Genomic DNA, 12817 nt, shown 5'->3' with positions numbered 1-12817 from the left:
ATTCATCCTTTACGACGTCGTCGATTATAAAAATAACGGTCTATCATTACAGCTCCGAGCATTGAGATTATGGTTGCAATTAATGTTGGTACAACAATTTCAGTTGGGGAGGCAGAATTGTAATTCATTCGGATTGCAATGACTGTTGTTGGGATGATCGTGATACTCGCAGTATTGATAGCCAAGAAGGTAACCATTGACCTGCTTGCGGAATTCTTGCCGCCATTTAGTTGTTTTAATTCCTCCATCGCTTTAATGCCAAGAGGTGTAGCTGCATTACCTAAGCCAAACATATTCGCAATCATATTGGATAATATATACCCCATTGCGGGATGATTCGATGGTACATCAGGAAATATCCTGTTCACTATGGGACGAAATAACATGGACAATTTATTAAGCAATCCCGATTCCTCTGCAATTCGCATCATCCCTAGCCAAAACACAAGAATGCTGATCAACCCAATACAAAGTGTAACAGCCTCCTTTGCTCCATCAAATATCGCCTTATTCACTTCTTCCAATGTCCCATTAAACATTGCAAAAACAAAGCCAACGATCGTCATAAAAACCCAAATATAGTTAACCATTTAGTTTCACGCCTATAACGGATAGAAATATATCTCTTAAGTAATCAAATAGTCCCTTCTTCTTCTCAGGACCTCCCTGATAATAAATTGGAGTTTCTCTTACCACTTTTCCATCAAGGAAAACCTGTGCTTTCCCAACAGCCTCACCGGTATGGTTCGAATCGTTCCAATCTTCTCCCGGCTTATTCAATTTATATTTAATAGAGAACAAGTCCATTTCTTCATCAGTGGCTGGATAAACAATCGTGTTTTTTAAATATAGATGTTTTTGATAAATCTTATTTGTTTTGATATCTATTTTTCCTTTTGACAACACTTCCGCCATATCATAGGTGTTAAAACCATTTTCATACATGGATATGTGATCATTCCAGTCATCTGAAGCATTCAATGTAACAGCAATTAGACTCATGTCCCCTTTGGCTGCTGTTGTAACAAGGGTTCTTTTTGCACGTTTCGTATACCCCGTTTTACCGCCAGTCGTATACTTATATTTTGTAAGTAAACGGTTTTTGTTTTTCCACTCACGATTCCAATTTTCAGTGGGATTTGGAGCTTTATACTTCTTCGTTCCAGCAATTTTTTGGTATGTTTTACTTTGCATCGCATACCGAGTCAATAGTGCCATGTCATAGGCAGTTGAGTAATGGTCTTCATGATCATCTAGACCATGAGGATTAGAAAAATGAGTATTTAACATGCCAATTTCTTTCGCTTTTTGGTTCATCAAATAAACAAACCCATCTAAACTTCCTCCGACATGCTCGGCAATGGCAACGGCAGTGTCATTCCCAGACCTCAGCATCAAGCCATATACTAAATGCTCAAGCGTGATTTTTTCTCCTGGCTTTAAGTACACAGACGAGCCTTCAGCTCGGGTAGCTTGTTCACTTACTTTCACTAGTTCATTCATTTTACCCGATTCGATAGCAAGAATCGCTGTCATTATTTTCGTAATACTAGCGATCCTTCTTTTTGTGTGGGCATCTTTCTCAAATAGGACACGCCCTGATTCTTGCTCCATTAGAACTGCACCACGTGCACTTACGGAAACGGAAGCATCCACCTTTTGAGGAATGTTTGTAATGAATAGTGAGACCATGAGGGCAAAAATGACTAGCTTCCAAATCATTCTCATAAGTTTACCTCGTCCCCTTCTTTAACATGTCTAGCATCAATTGTGAGACTAGCTTTCTAAAATTTTATGCAGGACAAGGCTTGATATGACAATTTGTCTTTAAAAATGAAAAAGACAATCAGCATCATGCCGATTGTCAAAGGTTTAAAATGCTGGCCATGTAATTTCAGAGGCTTTGTCAAATCTCATTTCTACATCGTTCCAGTTTACTAGATTCCACCAATTGTCTACATAGTTAGCCCGGTTGTTTTTATACTGGAGATAATAAGCATGCTCCCAAACATCAAGAACTAGCAGGGGAATGGTGTCCCATTGTGTTAATAACATATGACTTTCTGATTGCAATATTTCAAGGTGCCTTGCCCGCGGTGACCATACGAGGATAGCCCACCCGACTCCTTCTACCTGTTTGGCTGCTTCTGAGAATTGTTTTTTAAACTTATCGAAACTGCCAAAATAATGGTCGATTTCTCGCTTAAGGAGTCCTTGAGGGGTTCCTCCACCTTTCGGGATCATGTTTTTCCAAAATATCGTATGCAAGTAATGCCCTGAACCATGAAAAGCTAATTCCCTTGACCAATGTTTTATAAGGGAAAAATCATTGCTATCTCTAGCCTTCTTTAGGTTTATCTCCGCTTTGTTTAATCCATCAACATAGGAGCGATGGTGCTTATCATGGTGCAGCCGCATTATTTCTTCAGAGATATAGGGTTCAAGTGCATTGTAGGCATAAGGCAGATCTGGGAGTGTATGACCACCTGGGGGAACAGCTTTATTTTCTACCCAAATACTCCCAACACCTTGTTTGCTAGAAAAATAACGTTCCATTTGTTCATGAATTTCCTCGGCTTTTGACTGAAGACTCAGCATGTCATGATCAGAAAGTGATTCACTTGTATTTTCTATCAGCTCAGTAAAATGTTCAAGATGCTCCCATAGCTCTAGGTTATCTTTCACATCACCTGAATCTAGAAATCGTTTCATTTCCTCATTCCATTCAAAAAGTTCATGAACATACTCACTAAATCGATTCATTTTCATCCACCCTTCATATCGAATCTAACTAAAAGGTATGAAAAATATTCGTGATTATGAACAATCGAACCTGTTCAAAACAAAAAAACTGCCCTTTAAAAAAGGACAGTTTCTCTTTTTTTTATTTCGTTTGTATCATCTTTGTACGATAATCTGTTTCATAGTATTCAAGTTCTTCTCGTACTTGTTGAAATTCCCCCTCGAATCCTTTAATTAATTTCTGCACGCTTTCAGGTACGTTTTTATAAAATTTAATGGAATTCTTTCCAGTATAGGCAGAACGACTATCTTCAAACCAGGCGTCATTTTTAGGTGAGAAAAATTCTTCAACACACTGGTGAAAAATGCGATAAAGGGTTTTTTCAGCAGTGGCTTTCTGAAACGGTTCACTCTGTAAAATGACTGAGCACGCATCTAAGCCTTCCTCACAATAAACAAGAAGTTTTCTCAAATTTGATAGGATTAATTTATAATAGTTCTCATCACCTGTTAACTGTTGTTCCATTTGTGAAATAGTTGTTTCATTTAAATAAGCTTCTAATGTACTTATTGTTGAGGTTAAAAACCCTCTCACATCTTTTAACTGCGTTTTTACTAATGAATTCCCCATCTCTACACCCCTCCTGAATTCTTTTAAACCTTCTTAACTCGGCTGCTTAATAAAGTCGAGCGGAGATTGGAGTTCAACTTTATTGTTTTGCTTAACTGCAAGTACTATTTCAGTTAATTTATCAAAATCAATATCTTGAAAATAAGATGCAAATTCATGTTTAGAATTAATATATAACCGTTTGCGATTGCGCAAACCCGGATTCTTTATTAAACACACTAAGGCAACAATGTCCTTGAAAGTTACTTGGATATCTTCTTTAGTAAAAATTGGGTTTTGCTGATAAGGAGTGAATTCTTGGAAAAATTCATCAAAGTATCTAACATATAAAACATGTAGGGTCTTTTCTTCAGAACCTTCACTAAATGTTACTTCACTTCTATTAAAGAAGTCCTCTGAAGTATTTGATTTTTCCTTTTCTAATTCGAACCCGATACATTCTTTTATGAACAAATAAATCAATCCCCTTTTACCATTAATAAAAAGTTGAATTTTCGGAATTTCCTATGAAATTACTTCTATTTTATCACAAATTGAGGTAATTGTTTTGTTTTCAAGAATTTATGGTCTCTTGAAATTTTTCAAAAAATAAATCTGCTTCTTCTTGGACAAATTCTTCTTCCACTCTATCAGGGAGCTTGGGCAGCTCTTCAATATTTTTTAAACCAAAATAATCAAGAAACTCCTTTGTGGTTCCATATAAATAAGCTCTGCCTGTCCCTTCAGCCCTTCCCACTTCTTTAATAAGTGCTTTAGACATTAGTGTATGAAGTGGTCTTTCTGTTTTCACACCGCGTATCTCTTCAATTTCAGCACGTGTAATTGGCTGTTTATAAGCAATAATTGCCAATGTTTCCAAAGCTGCCTGCGATAGAGTTGAAGTATTAGGCGAGTCAACAAGCCTTTTTAAGTAGGCAGCATTTTCTTTTTTTGTCGCAAGCTGATAGGTGCCAGCGAGCTCGACAATCATAATGCCCCGATTGATGTCTTTTTCATAAACTTGTTTCAATTCTTCGATAATCTCACTAGCCTTTAGTTCCTCTACCTCAAGGACCTCTGCCACATGCTTTAAAGTAAGTCCCTCATCACCTGAAGCAAATAAAAGACTCTCTAAGATACTATGCCAAATAATTAGTTCCAAGCTCTTTACTCTCCTTCCTCTACAGTATGAACAAAGATATCACCAAAGTTTTCATATTGTTCTACGTCTATTTCTTTTCTTTTAATAAGCTCTAGAACCGCCAAAAACGTTACAACGATATGCTCTTTAGCAGGAATTGTAAATAAATCATTAAAGTTTTTCTTGCCTTTTAGATGGTTTAACTCACGCATGATTTCAGTCATTCTTGTTTCAATCGATATTTCTTGTCTAGATATCTTTGTGGCCATTGGGCGTTGCAGCTTTTTTCTTCGTAAAAGTTTTTGAAATGCGGCCAGCATATCATAGAGTGTGATATTTATTTCTGTTTTTTCCGGTTGCTTTTCCTTTGCAAAGTCCGAAAGGTCACTAGGGGGTTTTGTATACATTAATCCTCGTTCTTCCTCCAGTGACTTTAAGTCATGTGCAGCCTCTTTGTATTTTCGATACTCAATCAACCTTTCAACAAGCTCGTCTCTAGGGTCTTCTTCGTAGGTCATATCTGCATCAAATTCATCCAATTCCTCTTCATGCTTTGGTAATAACATTTTACTTTTAATTGCTAAAAGACTGGCTGCCATCACTAAAAACTCGCTGGCAATATCCAATTTAAGTTCTGTCATTGTTTTTATATATATTAAGTACTGCTCGGTAATTTGGGCAACAGGAATATCATATATATCAATTTCAAGTCGATTTATTAAATGGAGGAGTAAATCCAATGGACCTTCAAACGCATCAATTTTTACATTATAATGTATCATCTTTCACCAGAATCCTTGAAGTAATTTAATCATGACTAGTATTAGTATAGAGGATTCACATATCGTTATCCAATAGAAAATTTATTCGTTTCACTAATTATTGAAAATATGGTGTTTGCCCATAACACTGGACAAGGCCACTACATATGATGAGAGTGAAAACAATAACAAAACTTTATAGGAGGTATTTGAATATGTCTGATGGTTCTCATTTTGGTGGAGGTTTTGCATTAATCGTGGTACTATTCATTCTGTTAATTATCGTTGGTGCTTCTTGGTTCTGCTAACGCCACAGCCCGCTTCTTTTTATAGCGGGCTTTTTTCTTTGTCGATTAACTGAAGAAACGAACCTAATATGCTAAACTGTACATACCATATTAATTAGGGGTGATTTTTTGTACCCGAAGGAGTATATTCAATTTTTAATCCATTTTAATGGTGATCGTGATTACTTTGAATGTCACGAAATATTAGAAGAGTATTGGAAAAAATCTAACGACTTGAAAAAGGATTCTATTTGGGTAGGCTTTATTCTATTGGCGGTGTCGAGATATCATCACCGGCGTGGAAATTTTAAGGGTGCCAAAAGAACATTGGAAAAAGCTATAAATATCTTGTCCATTCAAGAAATTAAACAATCCCTGCTAGGCTTGGATGTGGATATTTTATTTCCTTTGCTTTCAAAACTTCTTGACCAAATTCATAAAGAGGTAAGCTATCAAAGCTTTAATATGCCAGTAACAGACCCCGTTCTTTTAGAAGCCTGTAAAAAGAAATGTAAAGAATTAGGATTTATTTGGGGACAGGATAGTAACCTAGAGGATAAATTCTTAGTGCATAAACATAAATCTCGTGACAGAACAAATGTTATTAAAGAACGTATGGAAGCACTACAGAATAGAAAAGGCAACGAATAAAGCATCCGTTGCCTTTTTACCACTTAGCAAAAATCACATTTCTCCACAAAGGGTGCAGTCGTGTCATTTGCTGTTATTTGCTTGTTTGGATACATGTCCTTTAACGATTTAACCATTTTTTTCCCAACCCCTTGGTGACGATGGGACGGATTGACAGAGATATGTTGAATCAATAGTGAAGAATCATCGTCGCTCATTTGAACACCAATAAGGCCGATAATATCTTCTTCCTTCCAAAGAAAGAGCTGTAAGTTCTCTTCCGTTTCGTACTCCTTAATGGTTAGTTGCAGTTTCTTTAAGTCCTTTTCTGTAGGCATAAAGGACAATAAGCCCATGGCTATTTTTTCAAAAGTTTTCTTATAACGAATTAACATAATAGCTCCCTCATTATATTAAATAAACCCAGTTAGGGATAGTATATTTTTACCAATTTGTTCATAAATAAACTGTTTTACTCTATAATATGTAGTCAATCACGTAAAGTGTTTCGTTATTGTCAATCATACATAATAAATGTTTATCTATCAATCCCAACATTGATTATTATTTTGGTACAATAAAAACCCAATAGTTGATTCCCCAAATTAGTGCTAGTCCAAGAAGGATACCGAAAACCGTCCAATTACTTTTCTTCATAACAAAGCCTCCAAATAGGATTTGAAGATAGCGTACATGTGTCATTCTACACTATATCTCAAAAATAATCCATTCTCTCAATAAAACAAATAAACCGCCGCATTACGCGGCAGTTCATTACTTTAATGGAAGGTCTAGCCGAATCAAATCTTCATATGTTTCTCTTTTTACAACAAGCGCTGCCTTGCCGTTTTCAACAAATACCACTGCTGGACGCGGGATACGGTTATAATTGTTTGCCATTGAATATCCATATGCTCCAGTACAAAAAACAGCGAGAAGGTCATCTTCTTCTGTTTCTGGGAGTGGCAAATCCCAAATCAACATATCACCAGATTCACAACATTTACCAGCTATCGACACCTTTTTCGTGCTTTTCGCTAAAGGCTTATTGGCAAGAACAGCTTCATATTTAGCCTGATAAAGAGCAGGTCTAATATTGTCACTCATACCCCCATCTACTGCTAGATAATTTCTAACCCCAGGTACTTCTTTAGAAGAACCTATTTGGTACAGTGTTGTACCTGCATCACCTACAAGTGACCGTCCAGGTTCTATCCATATTTCAGGCATTTCCATGGAGTATTGCTGTATTAATCTCTTCACTTCTTTAATTATTTGACTAACATATTGAGATGGCAATAGTGGTTCATCTTCACTTGTATAGCGAATCCCGAAACCGCCTCCGAGATTTAGTACTTTTGCTTCAAAGTTAAGTGAATCTTTCCACTGATTCATTTTGCCAACAATTTTTTCAGCGGCAAGCAAGAAACCGGTTGTTTCAAATATTTGCGAACCAATATGACAATGTAACCCTAAAACATTAAAGTTATTAATACGAAGAGCAGTGGCTAACGCTTCTTCCGCCTGTCCATTTTGCAAATCAAATCCAAATTTTGAATCTTCCTGCCCTGTTAAGATGTAATCATGTGTGTGTGCTTCAATTCCAGGAGTAACCCGGAGTAGAATGCTTATGGTCTCACTTTTTTCAAGACAAATCGTTTTTAAAAGTTCTAATTCATAAAAATTATCGACTACAATACAACCAATTTTATGCTCTAGCGCCATTTCTAATTCTTCCCGGCTTTTATTATTGCCATGAAAATGAATTCTCTCAACTGGAAAACCTGCCCTAATGGCTGTATATAACTCGCCACCAGAGACTACATCTAGAGACAAACCTTCCTCCTCAGCAAGCTGGAGCATGGCAATTGTCGAAAATGCCTTACTAGCATAAGCAACCTGTGCTTTCACATTTTGCTCATCGAAGGTCTTTTTAAATCCTCTTGCTCTCTCTCTCATCAATGCTACGTCATAAACATAGAGGGGAGTTCCAAATTGCTCGGCCAACTCTACTGCATCTACTCCGCCTATTTCTAAATTACCCTTGCCGTTTACCCCTGTTGTTCCGTAAAAATACATGATCTTCCCTCTCTTCCGTATAGACTGACTCTTTATTTATTGTATGGTCAAGCATAAAAAAAGTAATAAATAAATAGACAGAATCCGCAAAGGATTCTGCCTAATTATTAGCCTTTTATCCTTTTTTTAATTAAAAATACTTTAGCACACCATTTTGTATTCCGCAATCATTTATTGTTAGGCGGCTGACGGTAACGATTTCTCGGATGAACGATACTCGGCCTAAGGATTGCCCCTGGTATTGCACGGCGGAAAATAATTTGCAAAAATCCCTTTGGTTCGAAAGGAAGAAACGGCCAAAAATACGGAGTATTAAAGGTTCGGGTCGCTACTAGATGAATAAACAACAGAGTAGATCCAATAACGAATCCTGGTGTATGGAATATGGATACTAGAATCACTAGGACCATTCTGCCTATTTTATTTGCAACACTTAACTCATAACTCGGTGTAGTAAAAGAACCTATACCTGCTACTGCTACATAAAGAATGACTTCAGGAACAAACAAACCGACTTCGATAGCAATTTGACCAATCAATACTGCTGCAACTAAGCCCATGGCGGTTGATAAGGGAGTGGGTGTATGTATGGCTGCAATCTTTAAAAATTCAAGTCCAAAATCTGCTAAAAGAATTTGAAGAACAATTGGTATATTGGTTTTTTTATTAGGTCCGATGAACGATAGGTTATCTGGCAGCAGGGACGGTTCTAACACAAACAATAACCATAATGGAAGTAAAAATATTGATGTTAAAATACCTAAAAACCGTGACCAACGAACGAAGGTACCCATGACAGGTGCTTCACGGAATTCCTCAGCGTGTTGTACATGATGGAAATATGTGGTTGGTGCAATAATTACACTTGGTGAGGTATCAACATATATGACCACATGACCTTCTAGAATATGTGCAGCAGCAACATCTGCTCGCTCCGTGTATCTTACCAATGGATAAGGATTAAATCCTTGTTTTAAAATAAACTCTTCTATTGTTTTATCGGCCATCGGAATCCCATCAATTTTAATGGCCTTAAGTTCTTTACGAATAATATTAACTAAGTCTGGGTCAGCAACATCTTCAAGATAGCCAATTGCGACATCTGTTTTTGAGCGAACCCCAACTTTTAATATTTCAAATCGAAGTCGTTCATCGCGAATTCTTCTTCTGGTAAGCGCTGTATTTAAAACAAAGTTTTCTACAAACCCATCGCGAGAGCCTCTAACAACCTTTTCAGTATCCGGCTCTTGCGGGGTACGACCGGGATAGCTTCTGACGTCAACCCCAAGAGCAATATTCGCCCCTTCAACCACTACTACAATTAATCCAGATAAAACCTGTGTAACCATTTCATCCAGTGTTTCGATTGGCTGAACGGATTGATTAACGAGACGATTTTCAACGATTTTAAAAAGATTTGCAGACAGTTTTTCATGGTCATTAATCGCGACTAATGATTCTACTATTTCTATGATATACCTTGTATCACATAATCCTGTCACCCAGTAAAAGTGTACATCTTTTTTTAAGATTTTTAACTTACGAACACCAAAATCAAAACTTACACCTAAACCGACTCGCTGTTTCATGTAATGTTCAATTTCTAGCAGCGATTCAGGTATCGGCCATGTTTGCTCGTTCTCTCTCGTCACGATATCTACTCCTTTCGAGTATTAACTCTACCGCCTTTTTCGTAATCGGTGCCCCTCGTTCATAATCATCACGTCGGGCCATTTTCCCCACATCTCCAATTCCAACTATGATTGGAACATCTAATTCATCAAGGCAGGTTACGGTATCACCATTTAACCTTCCTATTTCAAGCTCTGGAATTCCGTGTTTATCTACGCCATAAGGCGTTATTTCACCATCTCGGTCGATGCTTACATCGATTCTCGTCCACTCGGCTTGATGGGTTTTTGCGGCAACGGCAATAACTCCCAAAACTTCTATATCTTTATGGGAAGCGACATATTTCAATGCCCGTTCACCCGCACCTTCTCCAACAAGTCCACTGTCATCAAACATGACTAATACTGGATCATTAGCAGCCTTTTTAATTAAATTTACGAGCTCCTCCCCTGTTAATACAGAGGGATTCCCTTGAGACATCGTAATACATCGCCCACCTACTTCATGGGCGACAAGTTCGATTGCCCTTTTTGCATACTCATCTCCATCAGTGATTAATATAACACGACTGCGAATACTCATTCTGGATGTCCTTTCGGGGCTGACTTTATTGATGAACAAAATAAACCCATTGAAAAATTGATCCAACAATTTTACCTAAAACAATTGCCATAATTAAGATGATAATCTTCCCATCAATCCCTAGCCTCTTCGCGAGGACAGGAAAAACGTTCAATGCCTCTGTTAGCCCTGCGGCTAACATTCCAACAAAGACACCGCCGGCTAATCCAAGAGGCAGCATAAAATATGGAGATATCCCTAAAATCGGATCCCTTAAACTCCCCGCCACACCAGTTAACGCCCCCAAAACCACAGACCATTCGTAGTGCCTGATCATTTTCATTGTTTTTGTCAGCTGCGTAAGTCTAGGGATGATACCTAGTACTGTTAGAAACGCTACAAAACCTGAACCAACGGCTAATCCCCCTGCAAGACCAATAAACATTACGGCAATTACTTTAATCGTCATTGGTATGTTTCATACTTTCCTTATTTTCATGAATAATGACATAGTTATCTAAATCCATTTGATAGTTAAACATCTCAACTTCCAAGGGACTCGGTTCTTCATTGATCCTTTTTTGAAATACATGATTAAAGAATAAGATCATCCCTAAACCTAATCCAATCGAATAGGGAATTTGAAAAATCCATGGCTTTGAATCTTCGACACCTGTAATAATTCTGTACAATTTTTCCTGAACACTCCGCATGCTTACATCGTCATGAAAGTTCATGATGGCCATAGCTGAACCAAAAAATAATAAAAACCATATTAAGATAAAATATGGAAACGACATTTGTTTTTTCTTTAGTATAACTTCTACAATGGTTTGCGCTGGTCCAATGGTTTGAACTTCTACATCCTCGATTAAACTGGAAATCAATCTGATTATTTTCATAACATCAATGATGATAATATTTTTATCACTTTCTGATATTTGGTAAACTTTCAGTTTTTTTAATTGAGGTATGATGGTTTCAGGAGCAATTATCTGAGCAATGTCCGTTAAATAGATACATTCTTCCGGTTTCGCCAAAACACGATTCCGCATGCGGATGTAGACTGTTTTTTCCAAAACATTCACTCCCCATACATTGATTTCCTTGTATAACTAGTATGAGCAAAATTTCAATCTTTACTAAAAAAAAACCGAATGGATTAGAGATCCATACGGTCTTTCATTTGCTGCAGTATCTTTTTTTCGAGTCTTGAAACTTGAACCTGAGAAATACCAAGCCTCACTGCTACTTCCGATTGCGTTTGGTCTTTATAATATCGCAAATATACAATAAGACGCTCACGTTCATCCAATTCTCGAATTGCTTCTTTCAAAGCTATTTTATCGAACCATTTGCCTTCATTTCCGTCGTCTATTTGATCTAATAACGTTATAGGGTCCCCATCATTCTCATAAACAGTTTCATGAATGGAAGACGGTGTCCTGCTTGCTTCCTGAGCGAGAATGACATCCTCTGGCGATAGCTGAAGGTGCTCTGAAATTTCATTAACAGTTGGAATTCTTCCAAATGTTTTCGATAATTCATCCTTCGCCTTTCTTATCTTGTTTCCCATTTCCTTTAATGAACGGCTAACCTTTACCGTTCCATCATCACGAATAAACCTTTGGATTTCACCAATAATCATTGGAACCGCATAGGTAGAAAATTTCACATCATAGGAAAGATCAAACTTATCTACTGATTTCAGCAATCCGATACATCCAATTTGGAAAAGATCATCTGGATCATATCCCCTATTTAAAAATCGCTGGACAACGGACCATACAAGACGCATATTTTTTTCAGCAATTAAATCTCTAGCTGCTTGGTCTCCGTCTTGGCTTTTTTTAATAAGTTCTTTAACTTCATTGTCCTTTAAATACGTTTGCGCTTTATCTTTTTTGACCTCCACATCCATTGGCAAGTCTCCTTAATTGCATAGCATTTTGCTTGTGTGTAAATGCTTTTTTAGTCTTACTTCGGTTCCTTTACCTGGTTGTGTGAGAACCTCAACCTCATCCATGAAATTTTCCATGATAGTGAATCCCATGCCAGATCTTTCTAAATCTGGCTTCGTTGTAAATAATGGCTGTCGAGCTTCTTCCACATCTACAATTCCTAATCCAACATCTTTAATCGAAATATCCACTAGATTCTCTTCAATCGAAACCTGGATATAAACAATTCCATCTGGGTCATTTTCATAACCATGAATGATAGAGTTGGTTACTGCTTCAGAAACAACTGTTTTGATTTCAGTCAGTTCGTCCATTGTAGGGTCAAGCTGCGCAATAAAGGCTGCAACAGTGACACGCGCAAATGATTCATTTTGACTTAAGGCACTAAATTGAAGATTCATCTGATTCTTCAT

The 12817-nt window shown here is 37.3% G+C and carries 17 protein-coding genes; 2 read left to right on the top strand and 15 right to left on the bottom strand.

Going from position 1 to position 12817, the window contains the following annotated elements; translation table 11 throughout:
• Nucleotides 1–2 precede the first annotated feature (2 nt).
• The 7 genes from J2Y03_RS01090 to J2Y03_RS01060 form a co-directional block, all read right to left on the bottom strand.
• Nucleotides 3–590, bottom strand: a complete 588-nt coding sequence (locus J2Y03_RS01090; protein WP_132089716.1) for a nucleoside recognition domain-containing protein — start codon at nucleotides 588–590, stop codon at nucleotides 3–5.
• Entirely contained in the window at nucleotides 583–1728 is a 1146-nt protein-coding gene (locus J2Y03_RS01085; RefSeq protein WP_396954153.1) for a D-alanyl-D-alanine carboxypeptidase family protein, read from the bottom strand. Before J2Y03_RS01085 ends, J2Y03_RS01090 begins: the two co-directional genes overlap by 8 nt.
• 144 nt (nucleotides 1729–1872) lie before the next feature.
• Nucleotides 1873–2763 carry a superoxide dismutase gene (locus J2Y03_RS01080; RefSeq protein WP_310189959.1) on the bottom strand — a complete coding sequence of 297 codons (891 nt, stop codon included), beginning with the start codon at nucleotides 2761–2763 and terminating at the stop codon, nucleotides 1873–1875.
• A gap of 121 nt (nucleotides 2764–2884) precedes the next feature.
• Complete coding sequence (locus J2Y03_RS01075) at nucleotides 2885–3373, bottom strand: YpuI family protein (RefSeq protein ID WP_132089722.1); 489 nt, start codon at nucleotides 3371–3373, stop codon at nucleotides 2885–2887.
• A gap of 33 nt (nucleotides 3374–3406) precedes the next feature.
• The gene (locus tag J2Y03_RS01070) at nucleotides 3407–3826 is read right to left on the bottom strand and encodes a hypothetical protein (RefSeq protein WP_310189956.1); all 420 of its coding nucleotides are present in this window, start codon (nucleotides 3824–3826) and stop codon (nucleotides 3407–3409) included.
• A 100-nt stretch (nucleotides 3827–3926) separates the two neighbouring features.
• Nucleotides 3927–4514: an SMC-Scp complex subunit ScpB gene (scpB, locus tag J2Y03_RS01065; protein WP_132089728.1), complete on the bottom strand. Its 588-nt coding sequence runs from the start codon at nucleotides 4512–4514 to the stop codon at nucleotides 3927–3929.
• A gap of 5 nt (nucleotides 4515–4519) precedes the next feature.
• Nucleotides 4520–5272, bottom strand: a complete 753-nt coding sequence (locus J2Y03_RS01060) for a segregation/condensation protein A (RefSeq protein ID WP_310191281.1) — start codon at nucleotides 5270–5272, stop codon at nucleotides 4520–4522.
• Between the two features lie 197 nt (nucleotides 5273–5469).
• Between J2Y03_RS01060 and J2Y03_RS01055 the strand changes: the two genes are divergently transcribed.
• Both J2Y03_RS01055 and J2Y03_RS01050 read left to right on the top strand, forming a co-directional pair.
• Nucleotides 5470–5562, top strand: a complete 93-nt coding sequence (locus tag J2Y03_RS01055) for a YjcZ family sporulation protein (protein WP_132089733.1) — start codon at nucleotides 5470–5472, stop codon at nucleotides 5560–5562.
• 108 nt (nucleotides 5563–5670) lie between these two features.
• Entirely contained in the window at nucleotides 5671–6192 is a 522-nt protein-coding gene (locus J2Y03_RS01050; RefSeq protein ID WP_310189953.1) for a DUF309 domain-containing protein, read from the top strand.
• Nucleotides 6193–6215: 23 nt separating this feature from the next.
• Here J2Y03_RS01050 and J2Y03_RS01045 read toward each other — a convergent pair whose 3' ends face one another.
• From J2Y03_RS01045 to spoIIAB, 8 genes are all read right to left on the bottom strand, one after another.
• Nucleotides 6216–6566 (bottom strand): GNAT family N-acetyltransferase, encoded by a 351-nt coding sequence (locus J2Y03_RS01045; RefSeq protein ID WP_132089739.1) that lies wholly within the window; start codon nucleotides 6564–6566, stop codon nucleotides 6216–6218.
• Between the two features lie 379 nt (nucleotides 6567–6945).
• Nucleotides 6946–8250: a diaminopimelate decarboxylase gene (lysA, locus tag J2Y03_RS01040; protein WP_132089742.1), complete on the bottom strand. Its 1305-nt coding sequence runs from the start codon at nucleotides 8248–8250 to the stop codon at nucleotides 6946–6948.
• Between the two features lie 167 nt (nucleotides 8251–8417).
• Entirely contained in the window at nucleotides 8418–9902 is a 1485-nt protein-coding gene (locus J2Y03_RS01035) for a spore germination protein (protein ID WP_310189951.1), read from the bottom strand.
• Nucleotides 9865–10464 carry a stage V sporulation protein SpoVABEA gene (gene spoVAEA, locus J2Y03_RS01030; RefSeq protein ID WP_310189950.1) on the bottom strand — a complete coding sequence of 200 codons (600 nt, stop codon included), beginning with the start codon at nucleotides 10462–10464 and terminating at the stop codon, nucleotides 9865–9867. The genes J2Y03_RS01035 and spoVAEA overlap by 38 nt, the downstream gene beginning before the upstream one ends.
• A gap of 25 nt (nucleotides 10465–10489) precedes the next feature.
• A complete protein-coding gene (locus J2Y03_RS01025; protein ID WP_132089748.1) occupies nucleotides 10490–10912 on the bottom strand; it encodes a stage V sporulation protein AB in 423 nt (140 codons plus the stop codon).
• Nucleotides 10902–11522: a stage V sporulation protein AA gene (locus tag J2Y03_RS01020; RefSeq protein ID WP_310189948.1), complete on the bottom strand. Its 621-nt coding sequence runs from the start codon at nucleotides 11520–11522 to the stop codon at nucleotides 10902–10904. The genes J2Y03_RS01025 and J2Y03_RS01020 overlap by 11 nt, the downstream gene beginning before the upstream one ends.
• 83 nt (nucleotides 11523–11605) lie before the next feature.
• On the bottom strand, nucleotides 11606–12364 hold the full coding sequence (sigF, locus tag J2Y03_RS01015; protein ID WP_132089754.1) for an RNA polymerase sporulation sigma factor SigF: 759 nt from the start codon (nucleotides 12362–12364) through the stop codon (nucleotides 11606–11608).
• 12 nt (nucleotides 12365–12376) lie between these two features.
• Complete coding sequence (gene spoIIAB, locus J2Y03_RS01010) at nucleotides 12377–12817, bottom strand: anti-sigma F factor (protein WP_132089757.1); 441 nt, start codon at nucleotides 12815–12817, stop codon at nucleotides 12377–12379.

The organism is Neobacillus niacini, from assembly GCF_031457145.1.
GTDB classification, from domain to species: Bacteria; Bacillota; Bacilli; order Bacillales; family Cytobacillaceae; genus Neobacillus; species Neobacillus niacini_J.
This window is presented reverse-complemented; position numbering and strand designations above follow the sequence as displayed.